This is a genomic window from Streptomyces sp. NPDC046931 (genome assembly GCF_040644655.1).
Lineage (GTDB): Bacteria > Actinomycetota > Actinomycetes > Streptomycetales > Streptomycetaceae > Streptomyces.
The window spans coordinates 229952-251422 of record NZ_JBEYWX010000004.1; the positions used below are offsets into that span (position 1 = coordinate 229952).

At 67.3% G+C, this 21471-nt stretch carries 16 protein-coding genes, 1 tRNA gene and 3 pseudogenes; 10 read left to right on the forward strand and 10 right to left on the reverse strand.

The genetic code is table 11. From position 1 onward, the window contains the following. Positions 1-102: 102 nt before the first annotated feature. Together ABZ876_RS10780 and ABZ876_RS10785 are read right to left on the reverse strand one after the other, a co-directional pair. Positions 103-1335: a cytochrome P450 gene (locus ABZ876_RS10780; protein WP_361777575.1), complete on the reverse strand. Its 1233-nt coding sequence runs from the start codon at positions 1333-1335 to the stop codon at positions 103-105. Positions 1336-1714: 379 nt separating this feature from the next. Beyond that, positions 1715-2401 (reverse strand): ScbR family autoregulator-binding transcription factor, encoded by a 687-nt coding sequence (locus ABZ876_RS10785; RefSeq protein ID WP_361777578.1) that lies wholly within the window; start codon positions 2399-2401, stop codon positions 1715-1717. 526 nt (positions 2402-2927) lie between these two features. On the opposite strand from ABZ876_RS10785, the gene ABZ876_RS10790 reads away from it, so the two are divergent. The 3 genes from ABZ876_RS10790 to ABZ876_RS10800 all read left to right on the forward strand — a co-directional run bounded on the left by ABZ876_RS10790 (position 2928) and on the right by ABZ876_RS10800 (position 5930). Next, complete coding sequence (locus ABZ876_RS10790; RefSeq protein WP_361777581.1) at positions 2928-4802, forward strand: acyl-CoA dehydrogenase; 1875 nt, start codon at positions 2928-2930, stop codon at positions 4800-4802. Between the two features lie 226 nt (positions 4803-5028). Beyond that, positions 5029-5625, forward strand: a complete 597-nt coding sequence (locus tag ABZ876_RS10795; RefSeq protein ID WP_361777584.1) for a TetR family transcriptional regulator — start codon at positions 5029-5031, stop codon at positions 5623-5625. Positions 5626-5854: 229 nt separating this feature from the next. Next, positions 5855-5930 (forward strand) — tRNA-Arg (locus ABZ876_RS10800). Positions 5931-5996: 66 nt separating this feature from the next. Here ABZ876_RS10800 and ABZ876_RS10805 read toward each other — a convergent pair. From ABZ876_RS10805 to ABZ876_RS10825, 5 genes and pseudogenes are all read right to left on the reverse strand, one after another. After that, a pseudogene (locus ABZ876_RS10805) lies at positions 5997-6746 on the reverse strand (site-specific integrase); the annotation flags it as partial. A gap of 566 nt (positions 6747-7312) precedes the next feature. Further along, positions 7313-7552, reverse strand: coding sequence for a hypothetical protein (locus ABZ876_RS10810; RefSeq protein ID WP_361777587.1), 240 nt, complete (start codon positions 7550-7552; stop codon positions 7313-7315). A 923-nt stretch (positions 7553-8475) separates the two neighbouring features. Continuing rightward, on the reverse strand, positions 8476-9171 hold the full coding sequence (locus ABZ876_RS10815; protein WP_361777590.1) for a DUF4190 domain-containing protein: 696 nt from the start codon (positions 9169-9171) through the stop codon (positions 8476-8478). A 343-nt stretch (positions 9172-9514) separates the two neighbouring features. Beyond that, a complete protein-coding gene (locus ABZ876_RS10820; protein WP_361777593.1) occupies positions 9515-10015 on the reverse strand; it encodes a hypothetical protein in 501 nt (166 codons plus the stop codon). Between the two features lie 479 nt (positions 10016-10494). Next, on the reverse strand, positions 10495-11394 hold the full coding sequence (locus ABZ876_RS10825; protein WP_361777596.1) for a site-specific integrase: 900 nt from the start codon (positions 11392-11394) through the stop codon (positions 10495-10497). A gap of 72 nt (positions 11395-11466) precedes the next feature. Here ABZ876_RS10825 and ABZ876_RS10830 point away from each other — a divergent pair. After that, positions 11467-11941 (forward strand): annotated as a pseudogene (locus tag ABZ876_RS10830) (IS5 family transposase); the annotation flags it as partial. Positions 11942-11956: 15 nt separating this feature from the next. Here the strand turns inward: ABZ876_RS10830 and ABZ876_RS10835 are convergent. Together ABZ876_RS10835 and ABZ876_RS10840 are read right to left on the reverse strand one after the other, a co-directional pair. Beyond that, positions 11957-12445, reverse strand: a complete 489-nt coding sequence (locus tag ABZ876_RS10835; RefSeq protein ID WP_361777599.1) for an SRPBCC family protein — start codon at positions 12443-12445, stop codon at positions 11957-11959. A 246-nt stretch (positions 12446-12691) separates the two neighbouring features. Continuing rightward, positions 12692-12841, reverse strand: a pseudogene (locus ABZ876_RS10840) (transposase); the annotation flags it as partial. 173 nt (positions 12842-13014) lie between these two features. Between ABZ876_RS10840 and ABZ876_RS10845 the strand changes: the two are divergent. The 6 genes from ABZ876_RS10845 (at position 13015) to ABZ876_RS10870 (ending at position 18991) form a co-directional block, all read left to right on the forward strand. Beyond that, positions 13015-13236 carry a hypothetical protein gene (locus ABZ876_RS10845; protein WP_361777602.1) on the forward strand — a complete coding sequence of 74 codons (222 nt, stop codon included), beginning with the start codon at positions 13015-13017 and terminating at the stop codon, positions 13234-13236. Between the two features lie 647 nt (positions 13237-13883). Next, a complete protein-coding gene (locus ABZ876_RS10850; protein ID WP_361777605.1) occupies positions 13884-14603 on the forward strand; it encodes an MSMEG_1061 family FMN-dependent PPOX-type flavoprotein in 720 nt (239 codons plus the stop codon). 232 nt (positions 14604-14835) lie between these two features. Beyond that, positions 14836-15210 carry a hypothetical protein gene (locus ABZ876_RS10855; protein WP_361777608.1) on the forward strand — a complete coding sequence of 125 codons (375 nt, stop codon included), beginning with the start codon at positions 14836-14838 and terminating at the stop codon, positions 15208-15210. A gap of 1098 nt (positions 15211-16308) precedes the next feature. Continuing rightward, positions 16309-16629, forward strand: coding sequence for a GYD domain-containing protein (locus ABZ876_RS10860; RefSeq protein ID WP_361777611.1), 321 nt, complete (start codon positions 16309-16311; stop codon positions 16627-16629). A 421-nt stretch (positions 16630-17050) separates the two neighbouring features. Beyond that, the gene (locus ABZ876_RS10865) at positions 17051-17554 is read left to right on the forward strand and encodes a hypothetical protein (RefSeq protein WP_361777614.1); all 504 of its coding nucleotides are present in this window, start codon (positions 17051-17053) and stop codon (positions 17552-17554) included. A 384-nt stretch (positions 17555-17938) separates the two neighbouring features. Continuing rightward, positions 17939-18991, forward strand: coding sequence for a PP2C family protein-serine/threonine phosphatase (locus ABZ876_RS10870; RefSeq protein WP_361777617.1), 1053 nt, complete (start codon positions 17939-17941; stop codon positions 18989-18991). Between the two features lie 326 nt (positions 18992-19317). Here ABZ876_RS10870 and ABZ876_RS10875 read toward each other — a convergent pair whose 3' ends face one another. Next, positions 19318-19641 (reverse strand): hypothetical protein, encoded by a 324-nt coding sequence (locus tag ABZ876_RS10875; protein ID WP_361777620.1) that lies wholly within the window; start codon positions 19639-19641, stop codon positions 19318-19320. Between the last annotated feature and the right edge of the window lie 1830 nt (positions 19642-21471).

Sequence of the window (21471 nt, forward strand, 5' to 3'; positions counted from 1 at the left end):
CGCGAGCAACTACCCCGGAAGCTCTCCCCCGACACATACGGAGGGGCGGAATCCTGCTCCCCGAAAGCGACGGATTTCGTCTGAATCGGGCCGGAAATCACATCAGTTCGGTCGCAGTACGACTGGAAGCGACCCATACCCGTTGACGATGAAGGACTGCACCGGTTCGACCCCCTCCACCGGAATTACAGACTCCAGATCAGGGAAGCGGGTGAAGAGCGCCGACAGCGCGGAGGTCGCCTCGAGCCGCGCCAACGGGGCGCCCACACAACGGTGTACGCCGTACCCGAAACCCAGGTCGTCCCGCCGGCCGGTCCTCAGCACATCGAAGACTCCTACGTCGTCCCCGTACGCCCCGGGATCCGAGGCCGCACCGGCGAAGGAGACCAGGATCGCGTCGCCCTTCTCGATCCGTACACCGTCCAGATCGATGTCCTCCACGGCGAACCGCATCGGCGAGTACGCGGCGGGGCTGTGCGTGCGCAGCGTCTCACCGACCACGTCGGCCCAGCCGGCACGGCCCTCCCGCACATGCGCGCGCTGCTCCGGGTGCGCGCACAGCGCGCCCACCGCGTTGGTGATGAGGGTGCACGAGGTCTCCTGACCTGCGGCGACCATCAGATAGAGAGTGCCGAGGAGTTCCTGCTCGGTCAGCCGGCCCTCCGTGCCGTCCCGGGCCTCGATGAGGGCGGTCGTCAGATCGTCACCGGGCGCGGCCCGCTTCTCGGCGACCAGTGCGGCCAGCATCCCGAAGACCCTCACCTGCGCCGCGGCCATCTCGTCCCCGGGCACCGCCGTACCGAACACCAAGTCCAGGTCCGTGCACAAGGGTTCACGGTCCCCCTCGGCGACGCCGAACAACTCACAGATCACCCGCATGGGCAGTGGCTTGGCGAACCGCGCCCGCAGATCGACCACTTCGCCCGCCGGAACCGCGGCCAGTTCGTCCAGCAGCGCCTCGGCGATCTCCTCGACGCGGGGCCGCAGGGCCTCCGTGCGGCGCGCGGTGAAGGCGGCGGCGACCAGCCGGCGCAGCCGCGCATGCCGCTCCCCGTAGGCGAAGAGCATGTTCTCGTTCGCCACCCACGGGTAGAGCGGCCAGTCCTCGCGGATGCGGCCCGCGACGAAGTCGGGCCAGTGCCGCCGGGCGTCCTTGGACACCCGCGGGTCCATGAGGAGTTGTTTGACGTACGTCTGCCGTACGACGGCCCAGGCGCGCACCCCGCCGGGCAGCTCCACCTCGACCGCGGGTCCCCGCGCCCGCAACATGGCGGTCTCGCCCGCCAGATCACGCCCCGTCACATCCAGGGCGTACGGGCATGTGGTCATGTCCATCGTGCACTCCGCTCGGTCGGTCGGTCCGTTCGGGATTCGGTGTGGCACGCCGCCCGGCGCACCACGGTGGTACTCACGCACCTGCACGGGGAGACACGCCCGCCCTCCCCGTACGAGAGCCGGAGGCTTCCGCCCGACTCCCCCGTCACCTCCCCTGGCACCCCCGGCGCCCCACCCCCGGCTCCGGCTCCGTTCGCCGGCCGGTAAACTCACCGGCCCCGGCCGGCCGGGGGCACTCGTCACCGCGCGCCACCCGCCTCGCGAACCGTGGCCACGACACACCCCCCGCGCCCGCGCATCCGTGGCCGCGCCCCCCAGCCAGGCCCGCGACCCCGTGGTCGCGGCACACCCCTCGCCTCGGGCCGCGCCCGCCGCCATGTCACCCGTCCGCGCTCGTCGCCTCCGACTGACGCTGTCTCATGGCGGCTTCGTACACCTTCGGCCCCCGGTCGGGGGAGAAGTCCAGGCGGACCAGCACACCCGGCACGGCGACCGAGGGCATCAGATGCCGGTAGAGGTCGGCGACCCGCTCGGCCAGATCCACCCGCTCGGTCATGATCCGCGAAAGGACCTGGACGCCCGTGAAGGCACCGACGAACAGTTTGGCGAGTGCTTCCACATCGGCGTGCGGAAGTATCTCGCCCCGCCGCTTAGCCTCCTCGAAGAGGGACTGCGTGTGCTCGGTCCACGCCTGCATCGGCACCCGCCGGTTGAGATGGTCCTTGGGCGACCCCTGGTCCACGGTCAGCCGCACACTGCCCTGGACGATCGGGTCACCGGTGTCCTTCCGGAGCAGATAGGCGAGCAGCAGCGCCTCGTCCAACGACTCCTGAAGCTTCAGTTCCTGCGCCGGGACGAGCGGGAGGGAGGAGACCTGCGCGGCCAGGACCGCCTGGGCCAGCTCCTCCTTGGAGGTGAAGTGGAAGTAGAGCGCGCCCTTGGTCACCCCGGACCTCTGCAGCACATCGGAGATCGTCGCCGCCTCGTACCCGACCTCGTCGAACACCTCGGCCGCGGCGAGCAGGATCGCCTGCCGCGTCCTGATGGCCCGCTCCTGCCGTGCCACAAGCACCCTCCGCACCAGCCCGCACCGCGGGGAAGAGACCAGACGGCCTCTACTCGACGCCTCAGGACAATAAAACCAGCCATACGGTTTTTCAACCCGGAGGCGTCGGGGCCACCAACTATCCCATCTCCTCCCAAAGTTCTGCAGAAGTGTCGACGTTCACCGGATGCAGGGACAGAAGGCCCTTGAAATAAAAACCGGATGGTACGTATCTTCGCTCACGTGCTTCACACCTGACCGAACCTACCCAGGGGGAAGCTCGATGACTGTCACGTCGTCCGAGGCCTTAACTACGGGGACAGCCGTACACCCGGCACCAGCCGCACATCCGGCGGCGGCGGAAATCCCGGCCCCAGCGGCACACCCGACGGCAACCCAAAGCACGGCACGAACCGCACACCCGGCGGCGGCCGAAAACCCGGCGACGCACGAACACCCGGTGATACCTCAACACCCGGCCATGCTCGACCACCCGACGCCGCTCCATCACCCGACGCCACTCCATCACCGGGTGACCGCTGAAGCCATGGCCGACTCAGCGGCCTCGACCCTCTTCAAGGCACCGTCGCCCTCCGAAGTGCCGACGCCCCCCGAAGTGCCGACGCCCTCCGAAGAGGTCGCCGCCGACCTCACGCGCCTCCTGTTCGAGGGCCCGCACCGCGAGCGGCGGCACGGGGTCTGGCGCAGGACGATCTCCGGCCGCGCATTCTCGTACCGGCCCGGGCTGCCCCCGGGCGAGCGGGCCGCCCTCTCGTACGACCGTCTGCGCCTCCTCAACGACGTCCTCGCGGACCCCGAGCGGTTCGCGGCCGACCCGCACCGGCTGGCTGCCCTGCACGAGTGGATCGGACCGGTGGACGGAGGGCTGACCACCCTCGCGAGCATCCACTACAACCTGTTCCTCGGCAGCCTCGTCGACCACGACCACGAGGGCCGTGATCTGTCCGCCTTCACCGCACTGGACTGCACAGGAACGTTTCTGTGCACCGAGCTGGAGCACGGCAACGACGTGGCCTCGATGGAGACCGTCGCGGTCTTCGACCGCAGAAGCGGCGGCTTCCGTCTGCACACCCCGACGCCGGGCGCGCAGAAGTTCATGCCCAACACCAGCCTCACCGGCGGCCCCAAGACCGCGGTCGTCGCCGCCCGGCTCCTCATGGACGACGAGGACCAGGGCGTCTTCCTCTTCCTCACCCCGCTCAGCGACGAGAGCGGACATCTGCCCGGGGTCACGGTCCGCCGGCTGCCGGACCGCACCGGCACCCCCGTCGACCACTGCCTGACCTCCTTCGACCAACTGTGGCTGCCCCGCGAGGCACTCCTGGAGGCCGACCACGGCCGCCTGAACCGCGACGGCACGCTCACCAGCAACCTCGGCAACAAGCGCAAGCGGCTCCTGCGCTCCATCAACCGCGTCACCATGGGCAAGCTCTGCATGAGCGCCGGCACCCTCGGCATGGCACGCGCCGCGCTCACCGTCGCGGTCCGCTACTCCCACAGCCGTCTCATCGCCGGGCCCCGTGCCGGTGAGCGCATCCCGCTCGCCGCCCACCGCAGCCACCACAGCCGGCTGCTCGACGGGCTGGCGACGGCGTACGCGATGACGTTCCTGCACCGCGCGATGGTCGACCGGTTCGCCGCCCAGACCGAGGAGGACCGCGACGAGGTCGAGCGGCTCACGGCCATCGCCAAGGGCTGGATCACCTGGGAGGCACGGGGGATCGCCACCGAGTGCCGCGAACGCTGCGGCGCACAGGGCCTGTTCCCCGCCAACGGCATCTCCGACCTCACCGCGAACATCGAGGGCGGCATCACCGCTGAGGGCGACAACCTGGTGATCTGGGTGAAGGCCGCCTCCGAGATGGTCTTCGGGCACGAATGCGCAAAGCCGGAGACACTGCCGGCCGGAGACCTGACGGACCTGCCGTTCCTACGGGGACTGCTCGCCCAGGTCGAAGCCATCTGGCAGGCCCGGGCCCGCACCGCCCTGCGCGAGGGCCCGTCCGGCGATCCGGTCGGCCGCTGGAACGCCACCTCCGGTGCCGCCCTGGAGATGGTCTCCGCACACGCCTGCCTCCAGGCCACGGACGCCCTCGCCGCGGCGGCCGACGAGGCGGCGGACCCGAGGTCGGCCGCACTGCTGCGCTCCCTGTGCCGCCTGTTCGTGCTCCGCCGCCTCCGCGAGCACACCGGCGACCTGCTCGCCGAGGGCCATCTCACCCCGGACCAGGTCCGCGCCCTGCCGAAGACCCTGGACGCGGCCGTCGCCGACCTCGCGCCGCACATGATGACCCTGGTCGACGCGTTCGACTTCCCGGCGGAACTGCTGTCCGCGATCCCGATCGCGAGCGGGCGAACGATCGTACGAACCATGCCGGACCAGCAGCCAGGACCGCACTGAGACGACAGCCGGCGAACCAGGGAGCACCACCCCCCGAAAAGGGCCCGTCCACCGGCGGACGCCCCACGAACGGACGCCCCACGAACGAACCTCCCACGGACGTACCTCCCACGGACGGGCCCTTCGCCTGACCCCCCGACCGGAAGCGGTGAGAGAATGCCGGTGTCTCTCATTTGGTGATAACTACCTCTTTGGTGATATCCGGCTATCAAGAAAAGTGCACGCCATGACGACCCGCCCCGGACTCCGGGAGAGGAAGAAGACCAAGACCCGCCGACTGCTGCGACAGGAGGCACTCCGCCTCTTCACCGAACAGGGATACGACCACACGACCGTCGAGCAGATCTGCGACGCGGTCGAGGTCTCGCCGAGCACGTTCTTCCGCTACTTCCCCGCGAAGGAGGACGTCGTCCTCAGCGACGATCACGACCCGCCCCCACAGCCGCCGACCACAAGCCGGGACCCTTCGGAACCACTCAAACCACTCACCGACGTCGTACGCGCAACACTCTTCGACCTACTGGAACAGCGCATCAGCCAGGACCGGGAGACCATGCTGGCCCGCCTCCGGCTGGTCTCGCGGGTACAGCCCCTGCGGGCGCGTATGTGGCAACAGCAGGAAGCCCGGATCGCCAGCACTGCGGCCCTGCTCGCCGAACGCGCCGGCAAGGACCCGAACGCCTACGACGTCCGCGTCACCGCAGCCGTGCTGATCGCGGTGACCACGGAGACGCTCCTGTACTGGGCGGACCACAACGGCGAGCCCGACCTCACGGCCCTCTTCACCCGCGCCCTGACCCACCTGGGCGGCCTCACCCTCTGACACAGCCCCGCCGACCGCCAATGCCCGGAGTCCCGGAGCCCCGGCATCGGGACGTCTCGGCGTCTCGGAGACCCGCGAACAATCGATCAGCCCAAGACCCCGGCCTCGTCCCCACCGCCCCGCCCCGATCCGCTAACCTGTTGGAACCGCCTCCAGGGGCGGCGATAACCTTGCAGAAGCGGGGACGAACGCTCACCCAGAGCATTCACCACGCCTTCCGCCAGGCCCCGCCTTCGTAGCTCAGGGGATAGAGCACCGCTCTCCTAAAGCGGGTGTCGCAGGTTCGAATCCTGCCGGGGGCACCAGCCAAAAGGCCCCGGACCGATCTTGGTCCGGGGCCTTTGACGGCACCAATTGACGGCAGTCGTCTCTCAGGCGTCTGGCAGACGGCGCTTGAGCGGCCGGTCCATGTGGCTGATCGCTTCCCGCTGGGTGTCGTGCACGACGTGCGTGTACACGTCCATCGTGATGCTGATCTGACTGTGCCCGAGGATCTCCATGATGACCCGCGGCGCGACGCCGGCCGCCGTCAGCAGCGTGGCGCAGCCGTGCCGAGCGTCATGCAGCCGGACCACCCGCAGCCCCGCATCGGCCGCGACCCGCGTGAAGGACCGGTAGACGTTCCGCGGCTCGATCGGCCGACCGTTCCGCGTGGCGAAGACATAGCCGGTCTCGGACCAGGCGACGCCTGTGCGCGCGAACGTCTGCCGCTGCCGAAGCCGGTGCCAGCGCAGCGGCGCGATGCACAGGGCGGGCATCGGCACCACACGGCTACGGCGGCTCTTGGGGTCGTCGTCGTACAGAGTTCCCCTGCGACGCTGGGTCTGCTGTCGCACGTGCAGGACGCGGTTGTCCAGGTCCACATCCGACCAGCGCAGGCCCACCAGCTCCCCGCGCCGCAGGCCCATGGCGATGGCCAGCACGAACATGGCGTACAACGGATCCGTGCGCGCGGCCTCCAAGAAGGCCAGCGTCTCCTCCAAGGTCCATGGGCGGATCTCCCGCTGCTTTACGCGCGGCGACTCCACCAGGGACGCTACGTTCCGCGTGATCAATTCCTCGCGCACGGCTGCGGTGAGCGCTGTGCGCAGTACCCGGTGCGCCTCCTTCGCCAACGACGCGGCGACCTCGGTCACCGTCGCTCCCGCCAGCACCGCCAGAACAGCCCGGTATCTCTGCTCAACGACCGACAACTCCACCAGCGCCAATCCCGACCTCCCCACACACGCCGCAACGACGCGCACAGAAAAGCCGATCACGGCCACTGTCAACCATCAGCTGGGATCGAACTGTCAAGCATCACCCGGGATCGGACAACTAGCGCGAGCACCAGCGCGGCCAAACTTTCCCTACTTCATCAAGCACCCGTCGTCGCTTCGCTCCTCCGGGCGGGCGCGGGCGGCCGGCGGCGCCCGCGCTCATGTCTCCGCCCCGCTCGGCACCGCCGGCCGCCCGCTCCCGCCCAAGAGGCAGGCACACAGCGCATGAGGTCAGAACACGTCGTGGCTGGGGCGCGCCAAAGCAGCTCCGTAAGTTGTTCGGTGGCCCGGGAGGGCCGGATGTGGCTTCAAAGCAGCTTGCCGACCGTGGCTTGGCTGGAGTGGCCGTCCGGTCCTTCGGGGCGCCCTGGTCGCTGATTGAAAAGCGCGGAACGCGTCGCTGTTTACGGAGCTGACGACGGGGTGTCCTACGAGCGGGAGTCACGATCCCGCAGGGCACTGATGCTGCCACTGGCATCACTGAAATGCTCATAGGCATGAGCCCGCCGACGCGCGTCACGAAAGGCTCTCGTAGCCGCCGCTTCGATTTGCTGCGCTTCCGGACTCGAAACCATCCGGCGCCGTTCACGGCGCACCAGCACGACCATTGCGGCCGCCACGATCGAAGCGAGCGTTAACGCAGTCAGCACCAGGTAGACCATCGTCACCCCCTACTCGTCTCAAACCGCGCCGCGCGATCTGGTGCGCCTCGGCACTGATCACCAGGGGCTGCGAGGGAAGCGTACCCATCGGCCATCACAGCTGAACAGGCCAGCGTCTCGCCAGCTCAGCCCCCACCCGCATACGCGATCTCCCAAGCTAGCGACGGCCCTGGAATGGAGCCCCGGGGCCGTCTCGGGGCCGTTGAAGGGTGCTCAACGACAACCAACGCTGACAACCGCCGACAGTTAAGTCACAGGTCGCAGCGTTGGTCGATTGCACGGCCGCAGGTCAGAAAACCGGCCCTTCACTTCCAGAAGAACTGAGGGGGCATGATGCGCGGGTCAGCGAACGAGCAGCCGGTGTTGGGGAGGTTGGCTCACCATCGGCTGAGCACTCAGACTGGGACCATGCCCCGCAAGCCCCGTCGTAGCCAGTCGTTTCAGCAGTTCCTCGCATCGATGGAACCAGCTGATCCGCCCGCACAGTGAATGCCCGTCGTCGAGACTGGTGTGATCGACGAGCACGCCGGAACTCGGTGGCAGCTGAAGCGTGGTCCTCTGGACGTTCGGGTGGCTCGGCGATTGGCCACTTCAGCATCGTTGATGGTCGTTGGGGACGGGGCAAGTGCGAGGTTCCGAGACGTCCCCGTTAACCAGCGCACCGAGACCTGGACGCGTGCAGAGGCGCGCTACGAAGGTCCGGGAGGGACCATCAAGGGCCCGGATTGGCCGATCGAGCCTGTGTTACGGCCGTTCGATGTTGCTGCTGGATAAGACTTGCTAGACCTGTACAGCAGCGAGGTACAGCAACCGCTGCGACCGCAGACAGCCAGCAGTAGCCCTACCTGGCTCTCCGCCCAGCGCAACGACGGTCAGCGACCGTCGCGCCCGTAGTTCGCATCAAGGAGGCAGTCGTGCCCGTGCAGCGATCAGAAGTCAGTTCGGGACGCTTTGATGGTCTTGCACTCGAGCTTCTTGGCGTCCTTGATCTCGTCCGCGTTCACCAGCGCACCAGCGTCCTTGTCGGTGAACTTCTGGCCCGGGGCGAGGTTCTCGGCGGTTGACATGAAGTCGTTGACCTTCTTGCCGTCGGCCAGGACCTCGCCCTCAACGAAGTACGAGTATCGGCGGTCGCCGTTGTTGGCGTAGTCGACGTGGATGGCCATCTCCTTGATGCCGAGGTCGCCGGTGACCACGTCGCACTTAGTGACCTTGAAGTCCTTCATGACCTCGGACTCCTTGGCGCCGCCGGTCTTGGACTTACCGTCGCCGACGGTGGTGGAGTCGTACGACTTGTCCAGCTCCTTACCGGCCTTGTCGACGGCGGAGAAGAACAGGGCGTTCATGGCGAAGAACATCACGATCGCTACAGCCGACGTGACGAGGCCGGTGATGCCGGCGCCCTTGCCCTTGCGGACCTTGCCCGCCTTGGAGAGGCCGATGGCGCCGAAGATGATGCCAAGGATCGCGAGCGGCCAGACGACAACGTTGAGGACAGGGATGAAGCTGACTACGACGGCGATGATGCCGAGGACGAGTGCGGTGGTGGCCAGGCCGTTGCTGCCGGGCTGCTGGGGCTCGCCGTAGCCGGGCTGCTGGGGCTGGGGCGGGTACTGCTGGCTCATGGTCCCCCCTGGGGCTTGGGTTGTGACTTGCGAGTGTGTGACTTGTGGAGCTGCTGTGTGGTTGCCTCGATCTGGTGTTATTCACCTGATCGTTATGAACTGCCGGGGGCTGCGAGGCCGGGCCCCCTGCCTGTCAGTGATTGAGCTTGCGGTGGGCATGCCGCGCGATTCCAGGTCACCGAAGGAAGCCCACGGCATCCGAGCTGGTCAGAGCCGTGGGCTTCGTCAGGACCACTGGTCAGCCAGAAGGCTGATCAGTAGACCGGCTTGTGAGCACACTCCCGGGCCTTCCTCGGCGCGCGGAAGGGTGTTCAGTGATGATCAACGTCGACGCACGCAGCGATTACGGAGTGGTGTTCTTCTTTAGTGTCTGCGTCACGCTCGTCAGGCACGCCTGCATGAACTCGCCCCGGTCGATCGCGATCGAGGTGTACTGGTTGCTCAGCGACGTGTAGAAGTCGGAGCACGTCGAGTCGTTCGGGGTGAACACTTGGTTGCCCGCGCTGTCGTACGTGCCCTGCTGGATCGCACCCGACGCGAAAATCCCCATCAGCGTGGACTTCCCGAACGTCGGCACCTTCTTGGTCACCGTCTTCGTGACCGTCTTCGGCGGCTGGTTCTTCAGCGCCTTCGCCTCGGCCTGCGCCTTGTGTTCTCCCTTGCGCGCGGCGTCGACCTGGCTCTGTCCGTACATCCCCACGGTCACCGCAGCAGCGATGGCCAGGACAGCGACCCCGGCCGCACCTGCCGCGAGGAACTTCAGCTTGCCCCCGCCTCGCTTCTCCTCGATCTCCGGCACCTCCGCCACCAGTCCCTCGACCGGCAGCTCGTCCGTCTCGCTCACTTGCTCAATCCTCCCCAGTGCGACAGCTTCTCGGTGCCTCCCCTAGGCCACGCCGCCGCGGCTGAATTTTCACGGTTCAACTACCTCTCGTCAAGTGATCGTCCCGCCCGTAGTTCGCATCGCGGGGCGCACCGCGGCACCCCCGCTCGGGCCGTCTCTGGGCCGTCCGAGGGCGGCCGACGACGACAGGCAGGAACAGCAACCATGCAGTTCCTTGGCCGGGTGCTGCGCGCGCCGCCAAGCGGATCCTGACGGCAGTAGATGACGGCAACAGGGCCGTACGCATGGGGACCTTGGCGGTAGCACGAGGACTGCCTTGAGCCCTTGGTGTAGCAACGCGGCAGCGCGCATGCAGCTAAGAATGAACTCCTAAAGCGGGTGTCGCAGGTTCGAATCCTGCCGGGGGCACCAGCCAAAAGGCCCCGGACCGATCATGGTCCGGGGCCTTTGACATCTACTTCTGACATCAGCGGGTGCGGTCACCCGCGATCGGGGCGCCTCTTTCGCAGCAGCCGGTCCATGTGGCTCATGGCCTCGCGCTGCGTGTCCTGGACGACGTGGGTGTAGACGTCCATGGTGATGCTGATCTGAGAGTGGCCCAGGATCTCCATCACGACGCGGGGTGCGACTCCAGCCGCCGTCAGGAGAGTCGCGGTGCCGTGGCGAGCATCGTGCAGCCGGATCACTCTGAGGCCGGCGGACTGGGCGACGCGGGTGAAGGAGCGGTAGACGTTCCGCGGCTCGACCGGGCGGCCCGTCCGAGTGGTGAAGACGTACGCGGACTCCTGCCACCCCTCCCCCGCCTTCGCATGGGCAGCCGCCTGTCGCACGCGGTGCCAGCGCAGGGGCGCGATGCAGAGGGCGGGCAGCGGAACGGCACGGCGACGGCGGCTCTTCGGATCGTCGTCGTAGAGGACACCACGGCGCCGCTGCATCTGCTGGCGGACGTAGAGCACCCGGTTGTCCAGGTCGACGTCCGACCAGCGAAGCCCAACGATCTCTCCCCGGCGCAGCCCCATTGCGATGGCGAGCACGAATGCCGCATAGAGCGGGTCCGTGCGGGCGGCGGCGAGGAAGTCGAGGGTCTCGTCCAGGGTCCAGGGGCTCAGCTCCCGCTCCTTGACCCGGGGCGGCTCGACCAGCTTCGCCACGTTCCGCGTGATCAGTTCCTCCCGGCAGGCCGAGGACAACGCCGACCGCAGCACGCGGTGAGCCTCCTTGGCCGTGGCCGTGGCCGCGGTCGCCTCCAGCTCCAGGCGCACGAGGAAGCGGCGCACGTCGGCGCCGCCCAGCGATTCGAGCCGCTTCGCGCCGAGGAGCGGCACCAGATAGAGCCGCGAAGGCGACCTCGACTGGGTCGTCGCGGTCGACTCGACCATCGTCCGTGCCCACCAGCACGCCGCCGGGGCTCGACAAAAAGGGCACCGGCCGGCGAGCCGGACGACCATGCCATCGGACGGTCCCGCGGCGGGCTGACCACCAAGATCCATCTTGCCGCACACAGTCACTGCCGCCCACTGGCCTTCGTCATCACGCCCGGCCAGGCAGGTGACGCACCCGCGTTCACCCAGGTCATGTCGCGCTTACGGGTGCCCAGGCGGACCGGCCGTGCCAGAATCACGCCGGATGGTCCTGGCCGACAAGGCGTATTCGTCCCGCGCGGTCCGATCGCATCTGCGCCGGCGCGGGATCCGGGCAGTGATTCCGCAGCCCGCCGACCAGGCCTCCAACCGCAAACGCCTCGGCCGTCGCGGCGGCAGGCCACCCGCCTTCGACCGCGACGCCTACAGCCAACGCAACACGGTCGAGCGGTGCGTCAACAAACTCAAGCAGCGGCGCGGCCTGGCCACCCGCTACGACAAGACCGCCACCATCTACCTCGCCGGACTCCACCTCGCCGCCATCTTCATCTGGTCAGCGAGGTGATCCGAGAGAAATGGCCTAGCTCTCGGCGGCAGCCTTCAACATCCGCAAAACGTCTTGATGCCCCTTGCGGAGCTTCTCGTCGCTGTAGAAGAGCGTGAGGAGCGGGCCGGAGAGCGACTCTTCAAGGGTAGCGAGGGTGCCGCCGTCCGCAGTCGGCGCCAACCGCATCCGATCGATCGCCTTCATGTAGCCCATCGCCAGGCCCGTCCAGGTGAGCTCCCGCTCAGGTGTGACGACGGCGAAGGTGGACTTGATGGATGTGCCGCGGACCTTCCAACGGAAGCAGGCATCCGGCTCCATGATCCCGAGCTTGGTAACGCGAGCGTCGGAGCGCCAGGCGGGCCAGTTGCGCATGTCGCTGATCAGCCGCCACACGGTGGAGACCGGGGCATTGATCGTGACCGAGCTGATCGACTTGACCGGCGCATCCTCGTCCAGGAGTCCTTTCTTGGCGTACTCCTCGTGCAACTTCATGAGTGACGGACCCGCGTAGAAGAGCTTCATGACCTTCCCCCTGACTGTAAGAGCAATGCTCTTTTATGAGAGCGGAGCTCTCCAACGAGAGCAATGCTCTCTACGTTGGCGAGGGACGTCAAGCCCTTCCCGAGCTGACCTTGCTGCCGCACAGCGCCCGCGGCGTCTGGGCTGTCCGAGGTGACCGCAGCAGCCAACAGCGACAGGTGACGACCAGTGGCATGGAAGGCGTCCACCGGCATGTGGAACCAGAGCCCGTCGAGGATGTCGAGTAGTGGCGTCAGCCTGGGCAAGCAGGGCGGTGAAGACCTTCTCCCAGGTGCCGTCGACGGCCCACTTCCGCAGCCGGTTGTGAGCTCCCTTCCACGAGCCGAAGTGCTCGGGTAGGTCCATCCACGGCGTTCCGGTGCGGTACTGACGGGTCAACCAGGCTGTACCGGATCGACGTTCGATCTCTCTCAGCAGGTATCGAACCCGCAGGTCATCGGGCACGACGGCCCAGCCCTCACACTGATGTGGATCTTGCCGTCCGGCTCTGTGTCGAACGCGACGTGCACGGCCGCAGCGAATGAGACACCCGCGGGCGCATACTGGAGGCGATGACAAAGCCTGCTGCACCCAAGCGCCACTTGCCTACCAGCCCCTTCAAGGCTCGGCTCACCCCGGCTCCCAAGCACTTCGCCGTGGGCGACCAGGTCACGCACGACACGTACGGCCTCGGCCGGGTGATCGGCCTCGAGGACGGGATCGCGGCACTCGTGGATTTCGGCTCGACGCGAGAGCGGATTTTGAGCCCGTACGCCAAGATGACCAAGCTGTAGGACCGCTGCGCCCAGTCGCGGCAAGCCACGTCCCTTCAGCGACCTGACCAAGGGAGACCTCTCATCGATCCGACCTCGCTGTTCTCCGCTCTCGAAGGGGCACCCCGCTGTTCTGCCACAGCCTTGCCGCCTCCGACGACAAACCCCTTCCAGGCCCCGGACTTCGGAGAAGACGAAACTTCCGTAGTCGAGGACGCGCAAGGACACGTCTCGGGCTCGAGTGCGGCGTGACCCGCGTGGTCCAAAGCAGCCGGATTCCACCGATTACGGGGATTCGGCAGCCGTCCACGGGTCTCCCGTCTCCGTTTCCGTTCTCACAAGCGGTACGGATCAGCAGGCTTCTCTGACATCCACGGCTGACATCGACAACGCCGGACGGAGGCGTACACCAGCGTCTCCATCCGGCCGTCTCGTCAGTCGACGGCAGCAGCCGTAGCGGGGTCCGTCGGTGACGACCGGGACGCCGGGACGCCTCCCGGGCAGCCGATCCATGTGACTCATGGCCTCACTGCGTGTCCTGGACGACTTGCGTGCACACCTACTTGGTGATGTTGACCGGGAGTGCCCGAGGATCTCGTTCGGGACGTTGTGCAGCCGGATGACGCGTCGGATGCGCGGCCGGCGCACGGGCCCCGGTCTCTGGCCCCATGCCGGCTCCCGACCAAAGCCGCGCCACCGCCCGCGCGGGCACGCTCCCCGTGTCTTCGACCCGCAGGGCTATGATCGCCAGAGTGGATGACACCGTGATACCCGGAGCTCTGACCAGTGAGGCGCAGCTCCGAGAGTTGTACGCGGACCCCGGGGAACGGGCGGTACGCAAAGAACTCGACCACATCGACGAGATGTCGCGCCGCCTCATCGCGATCTCGCCCGTGGTGTTCGTCGCCACCAGCGATGCCGATGGCCGCTGTGACGTGGCCCCTCGGGGCGGCACCCCCGGTTTCGTCACGGTTCTCGACGAGCGTCACGTGGTGATTCCGGACGCGACGGGGAACAACCGGCTGGACAGCTGTCGCAACATCCTGGCCAACGGGCACGCCGGGCTCAACTTCGTCATCCCTGGCCGGGACACGACGCTTCGTGTCAACGGGGAAGCCTGGATCACGGCCGATGAAGACCTGCTGGCGCGGCTGACCCCGGTCGGCAAGCCGCCGAAAACTGCGCTGGTCGTGCGGGCCGACGAAGTGTACGTCCACTGCGCCAAGGCGTTCGTCCGGTCGAAGTTCTGGCGCCCCGAGGCATGGCCGCTCAAGGAGGAGCAGCCGACGCCGGCCGAGGTCGCTCTTGCTCATCAGCGCGACCCCAACCTGACGCTCGCCGAGGTCGAGCAGGATCAGCGTGACTCCCTCCTGCACCGACTGGCCTGATATCGGTTCGCCGCGGCGACACGCATCAGGTGCCGAGTCCGATCAGGAGTGACCCGCTGTCAGCCTGATCGGCACACGCGTATGCCGCACCACCGCATGTGCGAGCGGTACAGCGGCGAAGCACAGCAACCACCGCCCCCCGACCGACCGTTCTTCAGACGGCCAAGTGGGTAGGATCCGGTCCCTGCTTCAGGTGATCGGCTCGTGTGAGGGACACCCCGGGAGTGTATGCATGCGACGCGACTTCTACGCGACGGTGGCGCAAGTGCTGCCGGTGTTATTACTGGCGCTCGTGTTCGAATCCCGGCACTTGGAGCGCATAGGCGGCCAGCGGCGTCGGTTACGCCGCGAAGATCCGGAGAATGGCGTGCGGTTCTGGACCAAGGGCCGGGTTCGCGTCTACACGCTGTCCGTCGCTGTGATCGTGCTTGGCGACGTGGGGTTGTGTGTGCTGGTTCTGGCCGGAAGCGTCCCTGACAGCACGCCGCTGCGTGGCTTCGTAGTGGCAGGAGTGATCCTGACGTTGGCGACCTTGTTGTTTCGGATTTCGGTCGACGTCGTGGGTGCCACCCGTGAGTTGCAGACACGCACTGGGTCCGGCCGTTGAGGCTCCGCATGAGACACAGAGGGCTTAGCCCCCAACCGAGAACCCGGGACGAAGAAGTCGCGCCGGACGCGTGCCAACCGCGTGCCGGATCGTGCGGGGAACCAGGGGGACAGCGGGGAAGCAGCAGACCGCCCACCGGGCGTCTACACCCCTGCGCCGCAGGCCAGACCCGCAGCGAGGGTCAGGATCGCGAGGGGGGATCATCCGCTCATGCGCATACGACGAGAGGTCCGCTGGGTCTTGTGGGGGCTGTGGCTTGCGTGTCTGGTGTTCTCCGTCTGGTTCTTCGCGGAGGTGATCACGCTGTTCCTGCAGGCCGAGTCCTGGTGACACGTACGGGGTGGTGGCCGGTTCGGCCGCGGCCGGTTTCAGGGGAGTCACACTCGCAGGCTGGGATGTGGGAGAAGGGCACGCGTGCCCCCTGTGTGCCCCATCGGACGGCCATAGGCGGGGAACAGCGAGGGTCGGCACGCGAGGGGGAGCCTTCCACTCCGTTCGAGGGTGCTTGGAGGCGCTCCCTGTGCAGACCACCATCTTCCTGCTGCGGAGCGCACTGGGTCTTGGAGGCGGTTTGGTGGGCCTCTGGGAGCTGACACGCCAAGCTTCGGGACCGGGATGGCGAAAGCCGCGGTTCATCACTGCGATGGCGGCTTTGGCTCTCGCCGCGCTGCTCGCCGTCTAGAGATGGCGGCCGGGAATTCCGGTGAGAGAACCCGTCGACGACGCCGGACGGCGGCGCACACGAGCGCTCCTGTCCGGCCGTAGCGGTGCCGGCCCGCGCCGCCAAGGCAGCTTGCGGCATGCACATGCCGACAATGCTCTCGGCTCCCTCCAGCGAGGAGCGCACGACCGCTCCCACACCGGCCCGGATCGTGGCACCGAGTCGGCTTCGCAATGGCCCGATCGCGGTCACTGGCCATGTGCCGACAGATCAGCGCAGCCCGAGACACAGCCGGCACCGCTCCGCATGACGCGGTGATCACAGGAAAGACGTTCGGCTTCCAACGGGTGAATCCAGCCGTTCGGTGAGTGGCGGCCGGCGGGGCAGCGGGTAGGTCATCCTGCATACCGGACAAGTAGCGGGCAGGGAGCAGCCCTATGCCGAAGTTCCTCATCCAGGCCACCTATACGCCTGAGGGCACGAAGGGTCTGCTCAAGGATGGCGGGAGTGGCCGCCGCGAGGCCGTCGACCGGGTCGTCGCCGACCTCGGCGGGACGGTCGAGGCCATGTACTTCGCCTTCGGGGAGGACGACTTCGTGTGCATTCTCGACTTCCCCGATCCAGTGTCGATGGCCGCCGCCAGCCTCGCCGTCAAGGCCAGCGGCGCCCTCCACACCCGGGCCACCCCCCTCCTCACCCTCGAAGAGATCGACGAGGCCACCCGTCGGCAGGTCACCTTCCGCGCTCCCGGCAAGTAAAAAGGGCGCAGAGTCGATCTGCCCCAGCCGTACCGGTTGGCCAAGTCGGTCGAGGAGCTCCACGGCGCCTTCCAGACCGATGGTCTCGGCGCCCTTGCGGCGCGTGTGCCTGAGACGGTGTCCGTAGACATGAGCGTGTGACTCGGCGGAAGTGGGGCCCTCCCGAGCAACGTGAGACGCGCCGCTGCGGAGCGCAGCAAGGGCGGCGTCCCTGGCCGTCCGACGGCAGCCGACGACGACCCAGGGCGAGAAGACATCTGCGGATAATCGTCGGCGCGCACCGCAATGACGGCTCACGATGCCTCCGTGACCTTCATGATTGTTCGCGGAAGCGCTGAAGACGGGCCACACCGAGATGCGGCGGTGCCGATGTCGACCACGGTATGGCCAGGCTGCCCACGAACGAAGTGGGCTGGAAGTGGTGGGTAACTTCGTCATGACCTACTTGAACCCGCGGGTTTGGCTCGCCGGGTGTGCAGTGGCGACATCGGTGCTTCTGCTCACCTCCTGCACCTCCGACGAGGGGGAGGACAAGGCCGGAGGCTCGTCGCAGTCGTCTGCGCCAAGTAACTCGGCAGCGACAACTGGTCCGTCCGAGAAGAAGGTTACCGAGCAGGCTCAGGCGGCCCTTGCCGCTGTGCACAGCGGCAGGCTCTTCGCTGCCGGCGCGGAGCGGGTGACCGACGGCGTCCACGCCGGGACCATCCTGAGCAAGGGCAAGAACTACAAGCTCAACCTGGTCTGTGTCGGCAGTGGCAGCGCTCAGTTGTCGTTCACACCGGCGAGCACCGGCCCGAAGGCCACGGTGCCGTGCGATCAGTCGCTGGTCCAGCGGCGGATCACAGGAGACGGACCGGTCCGCATCAACGTCGACGGCGTCAAGGGTGCGACAGGCGTGATCGCCTGGCAGGTCGACGCCATCTGACCTACGCGAACAGTGAGCGTCCTCCGGCATCGCCGCTGAGGGCGCTCACCGCGTGCGGTGGACCCCAGCGATCGCGTCCACCATGAGCGGCATGCCGAAGCAGAGCTCACCCAACGTGAACCCTGGTGCCCTTCTGCGTACCTGCTCCATCGATCTTGCGACCGGGCGGCACGGTGAGCAGATGACACCTGTGCGTCACCACCGCTCACCGGGTTGTTCGTAGACTACGCGCGAACGGCGATAAACTTACCCAAATCGGTGGCCCGGCTTCCGGACCTGGGCTGCCGCTCGACCTGTGCGACCTTGTGGAGCGGCATGGTGGCGAGGTCTCCTGGGGAACGCGGAGTCACGCGCAGCGCTGGTGCGCGGGGCAGGTTGCTGCCCGTGCTGCCTGTTCTGCTGATGGTCATGGGCCTGTTCATCGGCCTGTTCACACCCCGCGATGTCAGGCCGGATGCCTTCCTGGCCACGGCCATGGTTTCTGCCGCCGCGCTGCTGCCCCTGTGGGGGACCGTGCTCGTCGGAGTGGGCTCGTGCACCGTCTTTGTCGGCCTGATGGTGGACTTCCATGCGCTGCAGGATGCGACCGCCTACTCGGAGCTGGCCACCCTCGCGGCGATTGCGGCGTTCTCCGTCTTCTTCAACCGCCTGCTCGGCCGACGCGCCCATCAGCTGGTTCAGGTCCGCTCGGTGGCCGAGGCCGCCCAGCTGGCGGTGCTGCATCCGGTACCGCGACACCTCGGGGCCGTCACCCTCGAGAGTCTGTACCTGGCTGCCGCGGCGGAGGCCCGGATCGGGGGCGACCTGTACGAGGCGATACGCACCCAGCACGGCGTGCGGCTGCTCATCGGCGACGTACGTGGCAAGGGTCTGCTCGCGATCCAGACGGCCGCGACGCTGCTCAGCGCTTTCCGCGAGGCCGCCCATGACGCGCCCGACCTGCCCCACCTGGCGTGCCGCCTGGAGACGAGCATGAGCCGCGATGCTTCCCGGTACCCGGGGGTTCCGGGCTCGGAGATCGCTGAACGTTTCATCACCGCGCTCCTGGCCGAGATCCCGGATGATGAGCCGGTCGTCCGGACCGTCACCTGCGGGCACCCGCCCCCGCTGCTGCTGCACCGCGGCGAGGTCCGGGAGCTGCGGCCCGCCGCCCCCTCGCCGCCGCTCAACCTGGGCATGCCGGTGAGCGGCGGGTACCACGTCGATCTCGCCCCTTTCCACCCCGCAGACCAGCTCCTGCTGTACACCGACGGGGTCACTGAGACCCGCGACCGCTCCGGCGCCTTCTACCCCCTCGCCGAACGCATCCGCTCATGGAGCGGCGAGGCGCCGCACCAGCTCCTCGACCATCTCCACCGCGACCTGATCGCCTACAGCGGCGGTGAGCTCGACGACGACATCGCTGTCCTCGTCGCCTGGCGGCGCTCGAGTCACTGAGCCTGAGACGCGCGCTACGCTGGCTCGGCCAGCGGAGCCGTGAGCCGCAGGTCACATTTGGCTCACATCAACGACACCGGACGACGGCGTACACATGCACCTTCCCCTCCGGTTGTCACGACGGCGAAAGGCCCAGCTCGGGGTGGATTCCCGACCTGGGCCTTGCGCTGTCCAGACCAATACAGCCGTCCATATCCATCCGAAGCGTCTCTTCGCCCTTCGCTGTCAGCCGGATATGACGCTTGGGACTGCTCGGCCTTCCCGTTCACCACACCGCATCTGACGGTGCGGTGAACGGGCCGGCCTGCCCTGGCGAGTGCTCGCCGTCAGGCCGCGCAACGGGCGAAAGCCTGCACAGTCCCGGGCTGCTGCGACTCGTTCTGGAACTGGATCTGCCACTGTGTGGCGCTCATTGCACGGCTGCCCGTCACGTCGATGGTGGCTGAGGACACATTCCAGCCACCGCTGAGGGCATTGGCGCCCGCAGGGCAGGTGACGATGATGACCTTGGTCTGGCCGGCCGCTATGGACTCGACCGGGCTGCTTGCGACGGGGGCCGGGTCCGTCACATTCACGGCCAGCGCGGGGGACGCCAGGCCGAGGGCCAGCGCGGGGACGGCGGCCAGAGCGAGGAGCTTGGTGCGACTCATGGTTTGACCTCCTTGGGTGGTTCATGCGTTCTGGATGAATCGAACGCATGAGCCCAGGCTAGGAGCGAGGCGGACGGGACCGCCATCTGATGCCACCCGTTAGAGTGATGGTCTGTTTACTCACCGTTACCGGCCGTGGTCGCTGGGAATAGCTGCGACCGTCTGCCCGCGGCGTGTCCGGTGCACCGGTGAGTGACGGGAGCAACGGACCCTGACGCCCATGACCGAGAAGTCGGTCCGCGACCAACTCCCCCGGCGGCAAACCGATTCCAAGGCGCTGCACACCCCGAGCGGTCACGCTGCCGGCCAGCTGAGACAGCCCCCACCCCGGGACGACCGATATCGAAACCGACCGGTCCACCAACATCGGCCGCGCAAAGGCCGGTTGGGCGGGCACCTGCGGCCAACGGCAGCCAAGGGCCGTTTATCCAGCGGTCGTCGGCTTCGGCGGCTGGTCGCTAGCGCGCGACGAGTGACCCGGCACTTTCCGTGGGGAAGAGCGGGTAGACCCAGACTCGCCCATTCGACGTGACAGCGGGGCCCTCACCCTGACTCAAAGGGCCCCAGGAGCCAAAACGTCCCGCCAGAAAGATCCGGCGGACCGCCATGAACGCCGAGGTCGGCCCGCCCCTCTTGAGATAACACGCGCATTCGGGTGATTCCGCAGCGGTTGTTGAGCCACCGGCCCGGAACGACACGAAGAGTTCAACCTCGCTGATTGCGTTTGCGTGTTGCCCCGACACGTATACGGTGATACTTGCTCGCATCGCAGCAAGCAATCGCCGTCGGAGAGGAAACGTTTATGCCCATTTCAAAGTGGTATCTGGTGGCCGCTTCGATGCTCGCACTATCAGCTGCCGGACTCCCTGCCTCCGCGTCCTCAAGCTCCCAGCCTCGGAGCAATGAGGTAGAGGGAAAGCGTCACGAAGCAATCCCGAACCCCTACGAAGTCATCCGCCTTCACGGGCAGATGACACACTACAAGAGGCTTAGCAATGGAGATCGCGCAACCGGCGTAGGCAATCAGGTCTTCATCACGGAAAAGCTCTTCCGCAACAAGGTTCAGTACGGCTTTTCCGCAACGGAGTGCACCCAGGTCGGAGGACCCTTGAATCCGACCCCTGCGAATCCGACCACTCAGCTGTGTTCAGGCGTTTACAGCCTTCGCAACGGGCAGGTCAGCTGGCAGAACACGCTCTCCGTTTCGCGCGAAGGGATTCCGGCGCCGTGGAAGACCGCTATCACAGGCGGCACGGGCGCGTATACACATGCTCGCGGGTACATCCTCGTCGACGGGAAGGCGCGGAACTACACGCTTTATCTCCTTCGGACGTCCCCGTCCCCGTCGTGAAAGCGCGAGGCTAGGACCCTCTTCGCCCGCATTGCCTTGATTGCCTCCGCGATACCTCGCACCACGATGTCGGGGCCGCGGAGGCAATCAGCCCATCGACAGCCATGGACACCCCACGCCGCGCGCAGTCCGGCCTCGCGGCCCCCTGAGAGGCCGCCTCGGGGTTGTCCCTGGCATCTGGCAGCACCTCTTTGCCATTCAGCGCGACACGAGAATCCAGCCCCTACGGCCCAGGTCTTCCAGGGGCTTCAGAGTGCGCCGGCCGGGTCACGTTCCTCGTCCTCGCCCTCAGGGTCCGCACTTACGCCGATTCCGGACCCGCGTGCCCATCCATGACGGCGCGCCTCGGCATCTGCCCGTCACCCGCCCGCCGTAGCGCGGCCCCTTCACTCCCTTCCCGCCACTGACGTCCCGCCACTGACTGCAAAGTCTATCGACATCAAGTATCTTGACGTCGAGATTGACTCGAACGGCGGAAC

Coding starts and splice junctions, on each gene's coding strand:
- ABZ876_RS10780 (WP_361777575.1), bottom strand. CDS start 1,335: ATGGACATGACCACATGCCCGTACGCCCTGGATGTGACGGGGCGTGAT.
- ABZ876_RS10790 (WP_361777581.1), top strand. CDS start 2,928: ATGGCCGACTCAGCGGCCTCGACCCTCTTCAAGGCACCGTCGCCCTCC.
- ABZ876_RS10795 (WP_361777584.1), top strand. CDS start 5,029: ATGACGACCCGCCCCGGACTCCGGGAGAGGAAGAAGACCAAGACCCGC.
- ABZ876_RS10815 (WP_361777590.1), bottom strand. CDS start 9,171: ATGAGCCAGCAGTACCCGCCCCAGCCCCAGCAGCCCGGCTACGGCGAG.
- ABZ876_RS10825 (WP_361777596.1), bottom strand. CDS start 11,394: ATGGTCGAGTCGACCGCGACGACCCAGTCGAGGTCGCCTTCGCGGCTC.
- ABZ876_RS10835 (WP_361777599.1), bottom strand. CDS start 12,445: ATGAAGCTCTTCTACGCGGGTCCGTCACTCATGAAGTTGCACGAGGAG.
- ABZ876_RS10845 (WP_361777602.1), top strand. CDS start 13,015: ATGACAAAGCCTGCTGCACCCAAGCGCCACTTGCCTACCAGCCCCTTC.
- ABZ876_RS10850 (WP_361777605.1), top strand. CDS start 13,884: ATGCCGGCTCCCGACCAAAGCCGCGCCACCGCCCGCGCGGGCACGCTC.
- ABZ876_RS10855 (WP_361777608.1), top strand. CDS start 14,836: ATGCGACGCGACTTCTACGCGACGGTGGCGCAAGTGCTGCCGGTGTTA.
- ABZ876_RS10860 (WP_361777611.1), top strand. CDS start 16,309: ATGCCGAAGTTCCTCATCCAGGCCACCTATACGCCTGAGGGCACGAAG.
- ABZ876_RS10875 (WP_361777620.1), bottom strand. CDS start 19,641: ATGAGTCGCACCAAGCTCCTCGCTCTGGCCGCCGTCCCCGCGCTGGCC.